Origin of the sequence: Rhizobium sp. NFACC06-2, assembly GCF_900101425.1 — a bacterium.
Lineage (GTDB): Bacteria > Pseudomonadota > Alphaproteobacteria > Rhizobiales > Rhizobiaceae > Agrobacterium > Agrobacterium leguminum.
In genome coordinates this window covers 1-16101 of the sequence record NZ_FMVA01000024.1, presented here as the reverse complement: position 1 = coordinate 16101, position 16101 = coordinate 1, and the positions used below count along the sequence as shown (strand labels likewise).

Here is a 16101-nt window from a genome sequence, read left to right as displayed (position 1 = left end):
TATGGCTGATAACCATGAAGAACCCGGAAAATCTCGTGTTTCTCCCGGGCAGATCAGACAAGCCCTGACGCATTTGTTTCCGGAACTCGGAACGTTCTGGCCGCGTCCACTCTCCGACTACGCCCATGCGGTCTACGATCGTGTTGATCGAGGAAACTGCTCCGTCCGCAACGACGCGATGGGCCGGTTGCAGACGCTCGTCAGCAACGTGGCCCTGCGATCGGGAGCAAGCGAGGACCAGGCGCTTGATGCTGCCAGACAGATATCCGAGTTGCCGGTCATGCAAAGTGGACCACACTGTTTTCTGATGGTTGACCCGGAGGCTTTTTACACACACCTGTTCAGCGCGCTTGGGTTAAGTTCCCATAGACGCCGGTGGCACATGTACTTCGGCTGTTCGACCGTGAAGTTTATCGAAAGGCCTGGCAAGGGGCCCGGCTTGTTTGACGACGGCGGTCATCTCGTCAACGTCTTCGGTCTGTCGAGAAGGCGCATGGGCTCGACCAGTCTTTGTGGTCGCAACGGGCCTTACGAATTCAAGCTCGACGCCGACATTCCGTCTGCTGTAAGTCCCACCGCTCAATGGCTCAAAACCCACTTGCCTGAAACGGTGTTTCCGACGGCAAGCGATGCGATCGTCGCTGCCAACCAGACACTCTGGAAGCAGTTCTTCCCGCTTTCGCTACAACTGCTCCAGTTCAATGACACCGACATTGGAGAACTCGTTGCCGATCATTTCGAAGATCCGGATTCGTGGCTCTCCAGACGCTTCACGGGCGATAATCTGGTCGCGGAGAAAATCCTTTGCGCAATAGATGATCTGAACGGTGGTCTCTGGGCCGCTTGGGTAAGGCGAACGACTGACTTTTTCTGGGGTCTTGCGGACGGACGGATCGTTCCCCTTCGGCTGGACAAGGGTGTGCTTACAGGTTCAATCACTTCCGGCATCAGTATCCCGTTCACTCCTCAGAATCTTGCTCTTTCGCTGCGCCAACACCGGCTGATCCCGAACCTGCTCATGATGGCGCTCGTGACATCGATCCTTCCGGGTGTGCGGCTGCTCGGAGGCAGCCGGCAGACCGTGTATCATCCGCTCATGCGTTATCTCGTCGCGACCGCTCTTGACGTCGAGCATGATCGCGCCCTTCTGGCCGCTATACGCAATGACAGGCGTGCCGGCATGTGGGGTCATCGCGTTTTGCGTCCTGCAAGTGCCTTTCCATTGCTGGAAACAGAAAAGACAGGACATGGCCTCGCCGTTGCGGCGGCATACGGTGAGCAATCGCTCGAAACATCGGCAGGCGATCTTTCTTTCTTCACAACCGATCCGATCTGGCCGGCGATGTGCGGACATATCACAAGCGGAAAAATCACCGCCGCCTCGACGGAATGGCAATGGGCCTAGCAGAGGCACAAACCGAGGCACCACCATGACACAAGCGAAATGGCAAATCCGAGAGGTTTCAGTGGCGGAAATGGACGCGTTTCGCCAGATTCGTCTTGAGGCGCTGCGATGCGAGCCGCAGGCTTTTGCTAGTATTTACGGAGACTGGCTGAAACTCCCGGACGCGGAATGGGAGGCCCGGATGAACATTCCTATTTTCGTCGCCTTTGTGCAGGACCAGCCAGTCGCGCTGATGGCCCTGAAACGACTTGAGCTGCCGAAAATGATGCATCGGGCGACGCTCATGATGGCCTACGTGAACAAGAGCTTTCGCGGTTCCGGTCTTGCCGGCGAATTACTGGATGCGGTCGTACACCATGCGCAGAGCAAAAGAATTGCACAAATCGAGCTCGGGGTGCGTGCCGACCGTAAGCAAGCGATTCGGTTTTACAAAAATGCCGGTTTCGCCGAAATCGGGAATATCCCTCAAGGCCACGAGGACGCCGGCGGCGCATTTGACGAGATCCTCATGGCCAGACGACTGAACGTGGGGCCTTGCTGTTGATCAGCACAGTTGGAAGCTCATCCGTCTTCGTGGTTTGCAAGGCGCAGACTGGCGGCGCTTGTCAAACGCGGCCTATAGCCAAAAAGTGATTGGCGGAATACAAAGGCCAAGAACTGGATTTTGCCGAAAAATGGATGACAGAGGCCTTTCCCTGGAGCGAATGCGGACCTTTGTCCGTGTGGCCGAGCGCGGCAGCCTGTCGGCAACGGCCAGGGATCTTGATATCGGGCAGTCGACGGTAACCCGGCATATCAACGAGCTCGAAGAGGCTGTTGGCGTTCCTCTTCTTGGACGAACCACGCGTCGGGTCACTCTGACCGAGGAGGGCAGCCGCTATTATACGAACTGCGTCCAGATTTTACGGCTGGTAGAGCAGGCGACGGACGAAGCGAGAGACGCTCGTCGGGTCCCCGCCGGCGCTGTTCGCCTCTCCTGCACCGCAGCACTAGGCGTCATGCATGTCACGCAGATGGTCTTCGAGTTCCAGGACAAGCATCCTGACATCCGCATAGAACTCAATCTCACGGATGAACGAATTGATCTTGCCCGCAAGGGTGTCGACATCGCACTTCAGCTGGGGCCGATCATTGATGGGGCAATGAAGCTTTTCCCGATCGGCGCAAGTCACCGAAGACTTGTGGGCTCACCTGATTACTTCACTCGCCACGGACGCCCTGCACGTCCCGCCGAATTCTCACAGCACAACTGCGTGATGATGTCCAACGTCGCGGGAAGCAACCAGCTTTTTCTGACTGCTTCGGATGGAGTACGCCTGATGGTGCCGGCGAGTGGCACCCTGGTTGTCGACCATGGGCTCGCCGCCCGAGCTGCTCTCGCTGCCGGCCGAGGCCTTGGTCCGGCGCACCTCTGGCTCGTCCAGGATCTATTGGATGCCGGCAAGCTCGAAACCGTGCTCGACGCCTACGGTCTCGACCCTGTCCCTGTCAGTCTTCTCGTTGTTCCCGAATGGGCCGGCATTGCCCGCGTGCGACTGCTGACGGACTTTCTCGTTGAAGAGATCCGGAAGCTTCCGGGAATTAGGCCATACCGGCCACGGTACAATCAAACCTAGATACCGAAAGATTGCCGGTCTCCCCGCCATCCCGTCGTCCGCAGGAATTGTTCCCAGTTCAATGTCTCCGGATTCAACTTGCGGCTCCAATCGAGATCGCGTTCCTTTGCATAATATCCGTATTCGACAGCGTATTCGACCATACCCAGGAGCTCGTCCACCAGGAGTTCATTGTCGCCAAAATCCGGAAAATTTTGCAACAGGCCATCGCGTGTGAAGGCATTGCGATACTCGGCCCTGATCCCCGTCACCCGCTGGAAGGTGTCCACGATCTCCCGCGGGGAGATCAGGTCACCGACGATCGGGAGTGTCTTGCTGTCATAGAGCGCGGGGTTGGAGAAAATCTCCAGCACAACAGGACCCGTCGCCGTCAACGGGTCGACGAAAGGTGCGCGGAAATCTTCCGGAAGGTAGATGGGCAGGAGAAGCGTATCGCCCTCATAACGAGGAACGTAATATTCCAGGAGGTTCGTATAGAAGAAGGCGAGCATGACGAAGGAACGGGAAATGGGTAGCCCGCGAATGTAATCGGCAACCTCGGCCTTGTCCGTGAAATGCGGCGCATATTTCGCACCGCCTGAAATCCTGTCGACGTTCTCGAGCGTGCTGAACACGATATGCTGCACGCCTGCCGCCACCGCAGCGTCTGCGAGCTGCCGGCCGAGCGGTGCTTCGCTTGTGTCGGGTGGTGTGATGGGAGGCGTCATCAGGAAAGCGCCGGCCGCGCCTTCGAAAGCGACGACAAGCTCTTTCGTCCGGCCGGCAGGAACCCCGATGACCTCCGCCCCCATATCCCTGAGCGCAACGGCTGCAGGAGATCCATCATTCCGGGTCAATGCACGAACCCGGAAGCGCTTGCTTCGAAGCAGGGTCGCCGCAACGCTCCGGCCCTGCTTGCTCGTCGCTCCGACAATTACGATTATCGGTTTGTCATCATTCATCACGGCTATCTCCAACCCTGTCTCTCGGCCTGCGCGATGTCATCAAGGCGAGAGTAGATCGCTGCTCCCCTCTCATCGTGCTGATGCCAGAAGAGGTAGGTTATGGCGGCCGGCAGCACTATCCTCTGCGGCCGGATTTCATTTTGCCGTTTTATGGATAGGTTTCATTTGATCAAACATCCTGTCATCCTGCTCAAGACATCCAAGGGATTCGAGCGCGCCAGATACCGGACGAACTCGGGATACCCAATGAGTCCGATCCTGACCAGATCCCCCCTTCGCACGGCGGGATGGACGATGCCGGTTTGTCCAGTGCCCCTTCGGCTCGACAAAGTCCCGACGCCCTGAAACGGGGCAGCACCCTGTTCACTCCATTTGCCAACGCTTCAGCTCGGCAGGTGTAAAGCGCGGCGTTATATGCTGGGGGCAGTTCCAGTCGAATGCCTCCACGGCGATGAGCACAAGACGTTCCACACGAGCGGGATAGTCTGGCATGGTCAACCTCTTTGCCAGCAATGGATCATCTGCTGCATCGATGATCCGCATACGGGCGAAAATCTTCAGGCGGCGCTGATGCGCGTAGTCCATCAGAAACAGCGAAACGCGATCGTTCACCTGCACATTGCCTGTCGTGATATATTGCCGGTTACCGCGAAAGTCGGCAAAGCCCAGCAGTGTCGGGTCGAGTGTGGTGAGGAAACCGGCCGGCCCGCCCCGGTACTGGACGTAAGGCCAGCCCGTTTCTGAAATACTGGCGAGATAAAAACCGTCGCGTTCCCGAATGAAGGCTGCTTCTGCGGGGCCGAGGCGCTGGCTTGCGGGCGTCTCATCGGCGCTACCGCGCGCGGCAATGCGCGCCCATTGCTCGGCGCTTCCGTAGTGATCCTGTGCGGCCGCCACGGAGGACGTTGTTGCAATATCAAGATATTTGCTCATTTTCCATCTGCCTCTCCAGGCGGCCGAAACCGGCCTCAGTCTTGCAAAGCCCAATCCGCAACCTGCCAACGGATTTGTCCACGGTCGGCAACGACATGGCCCAACCCCGGAAACGGCATGTGCGTGGCGGCAATCAGTGCGCCTTCCGACGCGGCGCGAGGGAAAAAGCGGTCACGCATTGCCTTGGCGGCTGCCTGGTCCTGCTCGAACAGAAAGAACACGTCGGTCGCTGCTGGATGTACGACAGGGAAGATCATGTCTGAGACCATGATAAGGCTCTTTCCCTCATCTTCCACCCGAACGCCGATATGGCCGGGCGTGTGGCCGGTCAGGTCGACAGTCGTTACGCCGGGCATAATTTCACGCTCTCCATCGATCGCTTGAAGTCTGGGGTAGAGGCGCACGACCTCTTCCGCCATCTGAAAGCTCGTCTGGAGGAATTCGGGTGCGCCGCTGCGCTTGGCGGGGTCGGTCCAATGCCTGACGTCGCGCCGATCGATATAAACCTCCGCATTCGGGTAATTGTTCTTGCCGCCGGCGATCAGGCCGCCCATGTGGTCCTGATGCATGTGCGTCACGATGACCACATCGATCTGATCAAGCTGCAGACCAAGCCTGGCGAGGGCTTGCGGCAGGTTGCCGGTTTGCCCGATGGAGCCCGCCGCGCCTGCATCAATCAGGATGCGACGTTGGCCATCGTCGACAAGATACTGGTTGAACAGAAACCGCACGCCACTTGGCCTGGCGGTGAACTGGGCGACTGCCTGCCGTTCCACCTCGGCCGGATCACGCCCGGGGAAAAAGGTGTAGGGCATATCTGCATAGCCGTCCGCCAGCGCGGTCACCGTGAAGCGGCCGATCCGGATCTGCGCCAGCGGCGTTACGCTGGCCAGCGTCGTGACCGGTTCCGGTGTTGCGGCAAGGGCCTGCGCGCCATGGATCAGTCCTCCCCCGAGGAGGCCAAAAGGAAGAGCGCTGGCAAAGGCACGGCGCGAAAGATTGGGCATGACGTCTTTCTCCTTGTTCTGGCGATGAGGGAAGGTCCCTCGACATCATGAAAACTAGGATATCCAAAACTGATACGGTATCCTGCGATTCTGGGAGATTCCCTCTCATTTTATGGAAGGATAGAATGGATCGGTTCGAAGCGATGTCAGTCCTGCTCGCGGTGGTCGACGCCGGCAGCCTCTCGGCGGGGGCACGGCGTTTGCAGGCGCCGCTCGCCACGGTCAGCCGCAAGGTCGCCGACCTAGAAAAGCACCTTGGCGCCCGTCTGGTGCTGCGTACGCGCCGCGGCCTGACGTTGACGGATGAAGGACGAAATTTCGTCGCCGCGTCACGGCGTATTTTGGAGGAACTGGAGGCGGCAGAGCGGCAGGCCAGCGGCGACTACGGCGCGCTGCGCGGAGGGCTGCATGTAACCGCGCCAATTATTTTCGGCGAGCATCACGTTTTGCCAATTGCACTGGAATTCCTCAAGGAGCAACCCGAAATCGATATGCGGCTGACGCTGACGGACCGCCAGATAAGTCTGTCGGACGACCATGTTGATGTCGCCCTTCGCATCGGACATCTGACCGATAGCGCGCTGATCGCAACACGTGTTGGTGCAGTCCGCCGGGTCGTGTGCGCCAGCCCTGACTATCTCACCCGGCGGGGCGTTCCGCTTGACCCCGAGGACCTCGTCCGGCACGACGGTATAAGCTTTCAGGGCTTCGCGACCGCGCCTGAAGTGCGTTACCGCGGCGACGGAGCGACCTTCAATGTCGAACCCCGCCCAAGGCTTGCGGTCAACACGACAGAGGCCGCAATTCAGGCGGCCGTATCGGGTATCGGCATCATCCGCGTACTCTCCTACCAGATTGCAGACCAGTTACGTTCTGGCGCCCTGCAGGAAGTACTTGTGGAGTTTGCGCCGGAACCGCTACCCGTGAATGTCGTCTACGGACCAGCCGATCCATTGCCAACGAAGGTTAGATGCTTCCTGGATTGGATTACGCCCCGCTTGCGCGATCAACTGGCCCATTAAATTCCGATCAGGACCCACCACCGATTAACTCTATTTCATGAAACCAACCGTGTATGGGGCTGTCTGCCTCATTGCGTCTGAGGCGTCCTTGCAGTCAGCTTATTTCCGTCGGGGTCACGAAGATATGCAACGAACGCCCCGTTCGGACGTGCCGTGGGCGGGCTCTCGATTGCCGTTCCGCCGTGTGCGACACCGGCGGCGTGCCACGCCAGGACGTGGTCGGGGGTCGTCGCCGCGATACCGATTGTTCCACCGTTGGCAGCGGTCGCCGGTTTGCCGTCAATGGGTGTCGTGATCATCAGCCGCCCTCCTTCATGGGCGTAGATCAGTCGGCCTCTGGCGTCCATCTCGCCGGGCTTGCCGCCCAGAGCGACGAAGGTGGCATCATAGAAATCTCTCGCGCGCTCCAGGTCGTTGCTGCCGATCATGACGTGGGTGAACATGCTTTATCAAACGAGTTCCTCGCGGTAGCGGGCATCGCGAGGGTGATCTCGTTGCCTTCCAGGCTGATCGATTTTTACGAAGTTGCAGGAAGTCGGGCCTGCATTTCCTGCATGATGCCTTTCGCTCGCACGGACGATCCGAGCGTCATTGCGGGCGATAACGTCCACGTCCTGATCAATTCGATGTCACTCTTCTCGATCTTCCGCATCCCTCCTAAATAGTGCTGATCTGTTTATGGTTCAACGAGGCGAGCTTTTCGGTTCCCGTGCGTCCGAACCATTCTACGCAGGTTCATCGCCCCCCGCTTATCGAGCAGGACCTCCAGCCAAGTCCGGAAACTGAGTGTCTTGGTCATAAAGCGACGAATCCCGTGACTGTAATGCGCCAATAGCAGCCGTGGCACCTTCGGCAGTTTCACCCCTTGCAACTTCGGAAAGCAGGAGCAAAACCGAAGCAGAAATTCGGGCTATTGCCAGACTATCCCTTCATCATCAGCTCACGCCCGATACGTTTGGCGGGCTCGCTGCGCAACACAATTGCCGTGGTGACCGAGCCGTAGCGCGCAACAGCATCGACGATGCTTTCCAGCTCGGCCGGCGACGGCACAATCACTTTCAGATGGAAGCAGTCTTCTCCTGTCAGCCTGAGGACCTCGATAACCTGCGGCATCTCTGAAAACTGCTTGAGGCAAGTTTTGATGTATTCGTGCGTGGTGCGCAGGCGAACAATTGCCATCTTTCCAAGTCCTGCCGCAGCAGGATCGATAACAGCCCGGTAACCGTTAATGACCTCGCGCTCTTCGAGCCGCTTTAGACGTTCCGACGTTGCTTGCTGGTTCGCCAAGCGGACTAAGCCGCCATTCGTCTAATCGTTCAGGCTCTTTAGAACTTGTTGATAGAACGGGCCTTGTGCATTCTCAGCAGTGGACCTTACGACCCATTCCCAATCCAAATTCAGTTTTCCTGCCGGGACCAGTTGCTGCGCGATTTCAGTCGGTGTGGTTTCATCGCTGGTTCCGTTCTCCCAGTCGTGAAAGGCTGATGAGTATCGAACGACCGCTCCGCTGATCGGCAAATCGAGCAACCCTCCCTCGGCAAAAAAACTCAACCCGTCGCCCATTTCTTCCCCGATGAGTTTGAGCCTGCGTCCCAAACGATGTTTGAGGATGGCTACAAACACTATCGCTGCGGAAAACGTGAATTTGTCGACAAGCACAGCAACCTGCCTGCTAGCGTTTTCAGAGATGGCGTCGATCAATGGCATCGTTTGAAGGAAGTCGCCACCGGCGTTTCCGCGAACGTCAATCAAGAGTTTTTGGTTTGAGCAGGTGCTTACATGCTCCGCTGCATCAGAGATGGCTTTCGGTAACGCAGTTTCGCCTGGATCGAAGAAACTTGGCAATGATATTGAAAGCCCAAGCCCCTGCCAGTCCTTGATCTCCAAAAATCTCTCGGGCTTCCAGGCCGGATCAGCCTTGCCATGCTCGTTTCTCGGGTAGAGCATCGATGCAGGAACCGTATGCCCGTTCTCTACTTTCAAATCGGTTATCTGCCCATTCTCGTCTTTCAAGCGATATTCGGTCGTATTCTCTTTTGAAGAAAAACCGAGGTGGGCCAATGCATACGGCCATGCGAGAAGAATCGGTCCGATGACCCGTTTCCTCTGGCGCGTTCCCGCCAGAAATTTCTCTGCGGCGGCTTCAATTTGGCCCAAAAGTGTGCCGTTGACTGCTATCAGCTCTCCTCTTGGAGCAGTTGTTTCCAGTGCCGTGTCAGTCAACTGCACCACCGTACCAACGCTCACAAACCTCAGCGGGAGCACCGAGATGGAATCGTTCGGGATCAGCCGTGTGTGTCCGTTGTCTGGAAGTGCGAGCAGGCGCATCGCGGAAAACAGAAAGGCCTCCCTGGAGCCCTCCAAAGCGTATCGTCGAGTGTCACAAATGCAGCTGTCTATCGTCGCCTGTTCGATCCGCCGAAAGCTGGGGTCGGTTGGCAGGACAGTTTCCAGAATTTTCTCGAGGTCTTGTGTCAGGGACATGATTCACGGTGCGCATAGTTGCTCGTCGATGTCCAGATTGGACTCGAAGCTGTCCTTCGTCGCGCCGGTTGAACGTCGGCAAGGGTCTGCTCTACCGGTATCGATACCGACGGTTCTGCGTAACTTCCACGTAATTTTCGGTGTCCATACGTCTCCGCCTTGGTGCGTCTCAACGGCCGACGGGCGACCGTAGCGGCGATGGCTCGAAAGGACAGACATGAAAAAGATCATTTCAGGCGTACTCGTTTGCTTGACGCTGACAGCGTGCAGCCAGACGGAAAAGGGCGCGGGCATTGGTGCGGCGAGCGGCGCTATCATCAGTGGGTTGGCAAGCGGTACCTGGGAAGGCGCTGCAGTGGGAGCCGCCGCAGGTGGCGTGGGAGGGGCAGTGGTAGGCAACATCAGCGAACGTAATGACAGGAACCGCCGCGACCGCTGGGAACAACGGGACCGCCGCGACTACGGATGCAGATACCGGGATCATTACGGTCGCTGCCGATAAAGATTGCGGCCTGGGTGGCGCACGTCAAAGGCGAGATGGATATCGGACGGACTTCGGTTTCTCCGGTCTCCACGTCCGCAGCAGTTTCATGATGTCCCACAACCTGATGGTGAGGACTCACGACGGCGAGGTCACGTTGTTCGCTTAATCCCCGACAAGGCGTTTGCCGATGAGCTTACGCAGTTGCGCGGATGCGATGAATGTGGGTGGCCAGGGCTGAGCGTTTCTGATGTGGCGGCACGAAGAGATTTCTGACTGCTGAGAAGACCGGGATAAAACGTTGCAAGCCGCCGACGGAACGGAAGCCCTGCATCATCCGCTCTCGTTTTCGAAGCGGCACGTGAGAATTTTCCGCGCGATTGTTCAGGCCCTTGTGTGATCGATGTTCGACGCCGGGCATTACATCCCGCCTTGCTGCTCCGTATGAGCGCAGTTTGTCGCTGACGATGCGCTTTGGCGAAAGGCCCTGCTTCTTCAGCAGCCTGACCAGCAATCGCTTGGCTGCCTTGGTATCGCGGCGGGCCTGGACGATCTCGTCGAGAACGTAGCCGTCCTGGTCAACGGCACGCCAAAACCAATGTTTCCGGCCGCCGATGGAAATCGCCACCTCGTCCAAATACCAGATATCCTGTTGTGACGGCTTCTTTCTGCGCAACTGCTTGGCATAAGCCGCCCCGAATTTACGGCCCCATCGCCGGATCGTTTCGTAAGATACGACAATGCCTCGCTCCGCTGCGCATGCTGTCCCAGGAAGGCATGACCATGATCGTCGTGACACATGAAATGCGGTTTGCCCGCGAGGTCTCTGATCGCGTGGCATTTTTCCGCGAAGGGCTTATCCATGAGCTCGGAACGCCCGAGCAGATATTTGATAGTCCACAGCGTTCTGAAACTGCAGATTTCCTGCGGTCGGTGCTTTGATTTCCTAAATCATGGAAAAATAGTCTTCATCGCCGAGTTCCATTGGCATTTGGAGGTGGCCGGCAGTTCACATCCGTTTAAGGCGATCGAGCTACCATCCCACCTTGCCCGCTATCCTATTGCCGGTTATACTGTTTTTGAAAAACAGTATAACGATGGAATCGAGCTTATGAAGTCTATTGACCTCATGTACCAGACGATGCTTGCCGAGCTAGGTCAACGCTCGCTCGACGCCGCTTGGACGGCCGATTTCCCTCCGGAGGGTAGGTTCACCCCCGCAAACATCAAGGGGCGCAAGTACTGGTACTTCGACATCCCGGATGGACACGGTGGTACGAAACGTCGTTACGTCGGTCCTGCCGACGATCCGGATATATCGCAGCGCGTCGCTGATCATAAGCGGGACAAGGACGATTTACGCGCTCGCAGGCGCTTGGTAAATACCCTGACCCGCGAAGGCGGGATGATCGCCCCTGACGCCATGTCGGGTGACATCGTCGAGGCTCTCGCCGACGGCGGTCTCTTTCGACTCCGGGGTGTTCTCATCGGCACGGTGGCCTTCCAGTGCTATTCAGGACTGCTGGGCGTCCGCCTTCCCATGGCTGCGATCCTGACCGGCGATGCGGACATCGCCCAGGACTATGCCATCAGCCGGGAGGTTGAAGACAGCCTGCCTCCGATCAGTGAACTGCTGCAGGGCGTCGACGCCAGCTTCCGGCCAGTTCCCCATCGATCAGGATCCGCGGCCTCGTCGGCGTTCCAGAATGCCGACGGCTACCGGGTTGAATTCCTGACGTCGAACCGTGGTTCGGACGACTACATCGACCAGCCGGCGAAGATGCCGGCCCTCGGCGGTGCCAGCGCGGATCCGCTGCGCTTTCTCGACTTCCTCATCAGGGATCCAGTCAGAACGATGCTGCTCCACCGAAGCGGTGTCCCAGTCGTCGTCCCTGATCCGTCCCGGTATGCGGTCCACAAGCTCATCGTCGCCAGCCGCCGACACACGGACGGGCAGGGGCCGGCGAAGCGAGACAAGGACATTCGTCAAGCTGCGCTGCTCTTTGAAGCCCTGCAGCAGACGAGGCGATCCGCCGACCTGGCGCTAGTCTACAACGAAGCTTGGGAGCGCGGACCTGCGTGGCAGGAAGGTATACGAGCCGGGGCGGGAATGCTGCCGGCACAAGATGCCGAGCGGTTCAAGACGGTCCTGATCGAGGGAGCAAAGAAGAACCGCGAAGAAATTGAACTTCCGTTTGGAGAATAGGCTGTCGTCCGCTTCGAAAGCCAAGGAGTTGATTTGATTCGAAGTGACGAAGACAAACATGGTGTCGAGAGTTCGATTACCATCAAGGTGTGGTGGTCGCATCATGTTCGCGGCCTTCATGGAATGAGACGCAGGTGTCCCGCATCCGGACGCTCCGCGTCTCAGAATGCCGCGTGCGTTAGGGCAGGGCAACCGAGACCTCAATCTCGACAAGTCGCTCAGAAATTTTCTCCATGCTGATCTTTCAATTTTCCTATCAACGCTGTCGATGCAAGCTCTGCGATTTGGATCACGCGATTAGATCCGTATCCTTCACGAGCCAAAGCTGAGAGACCGCTCATGACAGCGACCATGTAGTCCGCCGTCAACTCCGCGACGTCTGGATGCGTCGCAGCAATAAATCGGCAGATTGTATCTCTCGCGGCAGAGGTCAAAGTTAAAGCCGCTGACCGCGCGTCGATATCGTTGCATTTTGTCCCCTCAATCGCGAGGCACCCGCCACTACCACTATTCGCCGTATATTTTTTGGCGGCATCTTTCAGAACTTCCGAAAGAGCCTCTGCCACAGGTCGGCCAGGCTTTAGAATCGCCATCAGAGGCACGCCGTCAGTTTCAGAATAGCGGTTGAGAGCTCGCTTAAATAGCTCCGATTTGCTTCCATAAGCAGCGTAGAAACTCGGAGGGTTTATGCCCAAGGCCTCCGTAAGATCTGCTACTCCCACAGCATCGTATCCTCGCGCCAAAAACATGCGCTGAGCTATCGCGACTCCCTCTTCGGGATCAAAGCGGCGAGGCCTTCCTCTTCCACGCATGATTTTTGTAGTCACGGCTATAAAATCTCTTGACGTTGTGTTGCTTTCATTTATGTAGTCACGGATACAATAAATCAAAGAGGAAGACATGGCAATTTTCACAGGAAAATCGGCTCTCGTTCTTGGCGGGAGTAGAGGTATTGGTGCTGCAATCGTTCGGCGGCTCGCTGCTGACGGGGCAAAAGTTGCTTTCACTTATGCCGCATCAAGGGAAGCCGCGGAGAGAGTGGCGCGCGAAACCGGCAGCACAGCAGTGATGGCTGACAGTGCAGATCGGGACGCGGTTATCGCGGCTGTTCGGGAACAGGGGCCGGTGGAAATTCTTGTGGTCAACGCGGGTGTCGGCGCGTGGGGCGATCCGTTGGAACTAGACCCCGATGAGGTCGACCGCCTGATCCGCATTAACGTCGCTGCCCCGTATCACGCTTCAGTCGAGGCTGCACGCCAAATGCCGGATGGCGGGAGGATCATATTAATTGGCTCAGTCAACGGTGACAGGATGCCGTTCCCTGGGCTGGCAGCTTACTCGATGAGTAAATCAGCCTTGCAGGGGATGGCCCGTGGTTTGGCGCGCGATTTTGGCGCGCGTGAGATTACGGTCAATGTTGTCCAACCTGGGCCGACCGATACGGATCTTAACCCTGCTGACGGTCCAACGACGGATCTGCAGCACGCTGCCATGGCGATCAAACGGCACGGTCGCTCCGAGGATGTCGCTGGAATGGTAGCGTGGTTAGCTGGGCCTGAGGCTAGCTTTGTGACGGGCGCGATGCATACAATCGACGGCGGATTTGGAGCCTGATGAACTCGAGAGAGGGCTAGGGCGTTATCGCCGGTCTCTTCCCCCGCAGACTCTGGATCACAACTAGTAGCCAGGCTTATCAGTGAGTGGCCGGATCTCGCGCTATGGCGAGCATCGGTTTTCTAACGTCCTTTGGAATCTAGGTCTTTTCCTCAAAAAACCTAAGAGTTTAGGGCGCATTCGGACGACACGTCGTCGACTATCGGGTCACTACTCACACCAGTAGGGCCATGCGCCGCCGAATTCCTTGTAGCACGGGCAGAATATTGCTCGTGCTGCTTGCCATGCAATAACTGCGCTGCAATTGTGATCCGCTCGCTGGAATGCCCGGTTATCGGATACAGAACGTCGATAATCCCGTCGAGTCCATCCCAATATCAGTTAAGGCATGAATTGCGGGACCCCTAACAAAAGTGAATGGGCAGAGTTTGGCAATTGTCAATTGATGATGAGGCTCTTGAGCAGATAACTGCGCTTGGACTGCTCCAACATCAGATCAGTACATTGCAGCGAGCGGCAGCGCCGAACTTGACCTATGCTCCTCGAAAATTTGTTTTTATTGCAGGCGCCGTCTGGCTGAGTTTGGCCGGCGGGGCGTTCGCGGACGTAATACTTAAGGTCAGTTACCCAGGCGGCGCCTCGTCGCATTTTGACAGGGACTACTACGTGAAAAAACATTCGCCTTTGGTGCAAAAATCGTGGGGTGCTTATGGGTTGAAAGCCTGCAGCGCGTTTTTCCCCAGTGACGACCGGGTCGGAGTGGTTGCCGTTGCCGTGTGCAAGTTTAAAGACAGACAGTCACTCGACAATGCATTCAATTCAAGCGCGACAGCGGCAGTTCTCGAGGACGTCAAAAAGTTCACCGATATCCCGCCGAACAGGACTATCGCTACGCCTTTCTAAACATTCACTGCAGTGCAGACGCGGCGGCTGGGAAAAGGCCGTGAACGATGGCTAAGTTTTAAAAAACTGCCGCCGCGAATAACATCTGCAATGGAACTGAGATCGTTGCGACTGATGTTACAATGCGGATATCGCATTACTCATGGTGCCTCTAGCTGTATGAGAGCACGCTTTTCAAGCGTTGATCCGTCAGTGAGCACTATCCCCCTGTAACATTACGGTTTTTAATCGCGGTTATGTTACTTGTTGATCAACAAGCTCCGGCTGTAGTGGCCCCCTAAATCCCCGGACACGATCTCCCACTTGTTAAGTGTTAGGAGTAATGTGCCCATTATGACCAGTCACATACCTAAGATAGAAGTGCTGTCCGGCCCTGAGCGCCGCCGTCGCTGGTCGACAGCGGATAAGCTCTCGATAGTCCAGGAGACCTACGAGCCTGACGTCACGGTCAGCATCGTTGCTCGACGGCATGGCATTCAGCCGAACCAGTTGTTCGCCTGGCGTAAATTGGCGGCGCAAGGTGCGCTGACGGCGACGGCATCGCAGGAAGAGGTCGTCCCTGCATCCGAGTACAGAGCGCTTCAGAACCAAGTGAAAGAACTTCAGCGCCTCCTCGGCAAGAAGACGATGGAAGGCGAAATCCTCAAGGAAGCGCTTGAGATCGCATCAGGGTCAAAAAAACACCTGTTGCGCTCGCTCTCGTTGCCGAAGGAGGGTTCGCGATGACGACGGTGTGTGAGACTTTGGGTGTCGCCCGATCCAACATCGCGGAATCTGTGAAGCGACGTCCCTCCAAAGCCAGAGCGCGTCCGCCGCTTGCTGATCGGGAGCTGGTGGATGAGATCAAGACCATCATCGACGATATGCCCACCTACGGATATCGCCGGGTCCACGCGATCCTGCGCCGTAAAGCCCGCAGCGAAAACCGTCCATGGCCAAATGCCAAACGCGTCTACCGGGTGATGAAGGTTCACGGCATACTTCTTCAGCGCCACACGGGTGCTCTCGATACCCGTCGCCACGATGGACGCGTTGCCGTCGAGCAATCTAATCTGCGCTGGTGTTCAGACGGCTTCGAGATCGGCTGCGACAACAAGGAGAAGGTCCGCGTTGCGTTCGCGCTCGATTGCTGTGATCGCGAAGCCATTGCCCATGTCGCGACAACAGAGGGTGAACCGCACCGGATTTACCGGAGACCCCAACTCGTGAGAAGTAGGGTCTATGACAAGCAAGACGACGAACAAATTCTCCCCTGAAGTCCGCGCCCGTGCCGTGCGTATGGTGACGGAGCATGAAGCCGAACATCGCTCCCGCTGGGCAGCGGTATCATCGATAGCGGCCAAGATCGGCTGCTCGGCGCATACCCTCCATGAATGGGTGAAGAAGGCCGAGGTCGACAGCGGCAAGCGGGCTGGCCTGCCGAGCGACGTGGCCGAGAAGATGAAGGCACTGGAGCGGGAGAACCGGGAGCTTCGTCAGGCGAACG

General features: G+C 57.4%; 15 protein-coding genes and 4 pseudogenes. 11 read left to right on the top strand and 8 right to left on the bottom strand.

What is annotated here, in order from left to right; translation table 11 throughout:
- Position 1 precedes the first annotated feature (1 nt).
- From F3H58_RS25415 to F3H58_RS25405, 3 genes are all read left to right on the top strand, one after another.
- Complete coding sequence (locus F3H58_RS25415) at positions 2-1405, top strand: hypothetical protein (RefSeq protein WP_286170104.1); 1404 nt, start codon at positions 2-4, stop codon at positions 1403-1405.
- Between the two features lie 25 nt (positions 1406-1430).
- Positions 1431-1949 carry a GNAT family N-acetyltransferase gene (locus F3H58_RS25410; protein WP_149744211.1) on the top strand — a complete coding sequence of 173 codons (519 nt, stop codon included), beginning with the start codon at positions 1431-1433 and terminating at the stop codon, positions 1947-1949.
- Positions 1950-2079: 130 nt separating this feature from the next.
- The gene (locus tag F3H58_RS25405) at positions 2080-3021 is read left to right on the top strand and encodes a LysR family transcriptional regulator (protein ID WP_149744210.1); all 942 of its coding nucleotides are present in this window, start codon (positions 2080-2082) and stop codon (positions 3019-3021) included.
- Here F3H58_RS25405 and F3H58_RS25400 read toward each other — a convergent pair.
- From F3H58_RS25400 to F3H58_RS25390, 3 genes are all read right to left on the bottom strand, one after another.
- Positions 3018-3962, bottom strand: coding sequence for an NmrA/HSCARG family protein (locus tag F3H58_RS25400; RefSeq protein ID WP_502706430.1), 945 nt, complete (start codon positions 3960-3962; stop codon positions 3018-3020). The two genes, F3H58_RS25405 and F3H58_RS25400, sit on opposite strands and share 4 nt — an antisense overlap.
- Before the next feature lie 366 nt (positions 3963-4328).
- A complete protein-coding gene (locus F3H58_RS25395; RefSeq protein WP_149744208.1) occupies positions 4329-4898 on the bottom strand; it encodes a pyridoxamine 5'-phosphate oxidase family protein in 570 nt (189 codons plus the stop codon).
- Between the two features lie 35 nt (positions 4899-4933).
- The gene (locus tag F3H58_RS25390; protein WP_149744207.1) at positions 4934-5905 is read right to left on the bottom strand and encodes an MBL fold metallo-hydrolase; all 972 of its coding nucleotides are present in this window, start codon (positions 5903-5905) and stop codon (positions 4934-4936) included.
- Positions 5906-6030: 125 nt separating this feature from the next.
- Here F3H58_RS25390 and F3H58_RS25385 point away from each other — a divergent pair, with 125 nt between their 5' ends.
- Complete coding sequence (locus F3H58_RS25385) at positions 6031-6927, top strand: LysR family transcriptional regulator (RefSeq protein WP_188129069.1); 897 nt, start codon at positions 6031-6033, stop codon at positions 6925-6927.
- A 68-nt stretch (positions 6928-6995) separates the two neighbouring features.
- On the opposite strand, the gene F3H58_RS25380 is transcribed toward F3H58_RS25385, so the two are convergent.
- The 3 genes and pseudogenes from F3H58_RS25380 to F3H58_RS25365 all read right to left on the bottom strand — a co-directional run bounded on the left by F3H58_RS25380 (position 6996) and on the right by F3H58_RS25365 (position 9411).
- On the bottom strand, positions 6996-7370 hold the full coding sequence (locus F3H58_RS25380) for a VOC family protein (protein ID WP_026363618.1): 375 nt from the start codon (positions 7368-7370) through the stop codon (positions 6996-6998).
- Positions 7371-7848: 478 nt separating this feature from the next.
- Positions 7849-8208, bottom strand: a pseudogene (locus F3H58_RS25370) (Lrp/AsnC family transcriptional regulator); the annotation flags it as partial.
- Between the two features lie 27 nt (positions 8209-8235).
- Positions 8236-9411, bottom strand: coding sequence for a S41 family peptidase (locus tag F3H58_RS25365; protein ID WP_149744205.1), 1176 nt, complete (start codon positions 9409-9411; stop codon positions 8236-8238).
- Between the two features lie 217 nt (positions 9412-9628).
- Between F3H58_RS25365 and F3H58_RS25360 the strand changes: the two genes are divergently transcribed.
- Positions 9629-9913: a YMGG-like glycine zipper-containing protein gene (locus F3H58_RS25360; protein ID WP_149744204.1), complete on the top strand. Its 285-nt coding sequence runs from the start codon at positions 9629-9631 to the stop codon at positions 9911-9913.
- 175 nt (positions 9914-10088) lie between these two features.
- Here F3H58_RS25360 and F3H58_RS25355 read toward each other — a convergent pair.
- A pseudogene (locus F3H58_RS25355) lies at positions 10089-10643 on the bottom strand (IS6 family transposase); the annotation flags it as partial.
- Here F3H58_RS25355 and glnQ point away from each other — a divergent pair.
- Positions 10643-10834: pseudogene (gene glnQ, locus F3H58_RS27635) on the top strand (glutamine ABC transporter ATP-binding protein GlnQ); the annotation flags it as partial. The pseudogenes F3H58_RS25355 and glnQ sit on opposite strands and share 1 nt — an antisense overlap.
- 169 nt (positions 10835-11003) lie before the next feature.
- On the top strand, positions 11004-12098 hold the full coding sequence (locus F3H58_RS25345) for a nucleotidyltransferase family protein (protein ID WP_149744203.1): 1095 nt from the start codon (positions 11004-11006) through the stop codon (positions 12096-12098).
- 218 nt (positions 12099-12316) lie between these two features.
- Here F3H58_RS25345 and F3H58_RS25340 read toward each other — a convergent pair whose 3' ends face one another.
- Positions 12317-13000, bottom strand: coding sequence for a TetR/AcrR family transcriptional regulator (locus tag F3H58_RS25340; protein WP_149744202.1), 684 nt, complete (start codon positions 12998-13000; stop codon positions 12317-12319).
- On the opposite strand from F3H58_RS25340, the gene bdcA reads away from it, so the two are divergent.
- The 4 genes and pseudogenes from bdcA to F3H58_RS25320 form a co-directional block, all read left to right on the top strand.
- Positions 12999-13712, top strand: coding sequence for an SDR family oxidoreductase (gene bdcA / locus F3H58_RS25335; protein ID WP_149744201.1), 714 nt, complete (start codon positions 12999-13001; stop codon positions 13710-13712). The two genes, F3H58_RS25340 and bdcA, sit on opposite strands and share 2 nt — an antisense overlap.
- A 435-nt stretch (positions 13713-14147) precedes the next feature.
- A complete protein-coding gene (locus F3H58_RS25330) occupies positions 14148-14615 on the top strand; it encodes an EthD family reductase (RefSeq protein WP_188129068.1) in 468 nt (155 codons plus the stop codon).
- 333 nt (positions 14616-14948) lie between these two features.
- A pseudogene (locus tag F3H58_RS25325) lies at positions 14949-15787 on the top strand (IS3 family transposase); the annotation flags it as partial.
- Positions 15788-15836: 49 nt separating this feature from the next.
- Positions 15837-16101: transposase (locus F3H58_RS25320; RefSeq protein ID WP_149744199.1), on the top strand; the 265-nt coding region annotated here is incomplete at its 3' end.

Excerpts from the sequence above, each read along its gene's own strand:
- F3H58_RS25415 (WP_286170104.1), top strand. The coding sequence starts at position 2 with ATGGCTGATAACCATGAAGAACCCGGAAAATCTCGTGTTTCTCCCGGG.
- F3H58_RS25410 (WP_149744211.1), top strand. The coding sequence starts at position 1,431 with ATGACACAAGCGAAATGGCAAATCCGAGAGGTTTCAGTGGCGGAAATG.
- F3H58_RS25405 (WP_149744210.1), top strand. The coding sequence starts at position 2,080 with ATGGATGACAGAGGCCTTTCCCTGGAGCGAATGCGGACCTTTGTCCGT.
- F3H58_RS25400 (WP_502706430.1), bottom strand. The coding sequence starts at position 3,962 with ATGAATGATGACAAACCGATAATCGTAATTGTCGGAGCGACGAGCAAG.
- F3H58_RS25395 (WP_149744208.1), bottom strand. The coding sequence starts at position 4,898 with ATGAGCAAATATCTTGATATTGCAACAACGTCCTCCGTGGCGGCCGCA.
- F3H58_RS25390 (WP_149744207.1), bottom strand. The coding sequence starts at position 5,905 with ATGCCCAATCTTTCGCGCCGTGCCTTTGCCAGCGCTCTTCCTTTTGGC.
- F3H58_RS25385 (WP_188129069.1), top strand. The coding sequence starts at position 6,031 with ATGGATCGGTTCGAAGCGATGTCAGTCCTGCTCGCGGTGGTCGACGCC.
- F3H58_RS25380 (WP_026363618.1), bottom strand. The coding sequence starts at position 7,370 with ATGTTCACCCACGTCATGATCGGCAGCAACGACCTGGAGCGCGCGAGA.
- F3H58_RS25365 (WP_149744205.1), bottom strand. The coding sequence starts at position 9,411 with ATGTCCCTGACACAAGACCTCGAGAAAATTCTGGAAACTGTCCTGCCA.
- F3H58_RS25360 (WP_149744204.1), top strand. The coding sequence starts at position 9,629 with ATGAAAAAGATCATTTCAGGCGTACTCGTTTGCTTGACGCTGACAGCG.
- F3H58_RS25345 (WP_149744203.1), top strand. The coding sequence starts at position 11,004 with ATGAAGTCTATTGACCTCATGTACCAGACGATGCTTGCCGAGCTAGGT.
- bdcA (WP_149744201.1), top strand. The coding sequence starts at position 12,999 with ATGGCAATTTTCACAGGAAAATCGGCTCTCGTTCTTGGCGGGAGTAGA.
- F3H58_RS25340 (WP_149744202.1), bottom strand. The coding sequence starts at position 13,000 with ATGTCTTCCTCTTTGATTTATTGTATCCGTGACTACATAAATGAAAGC.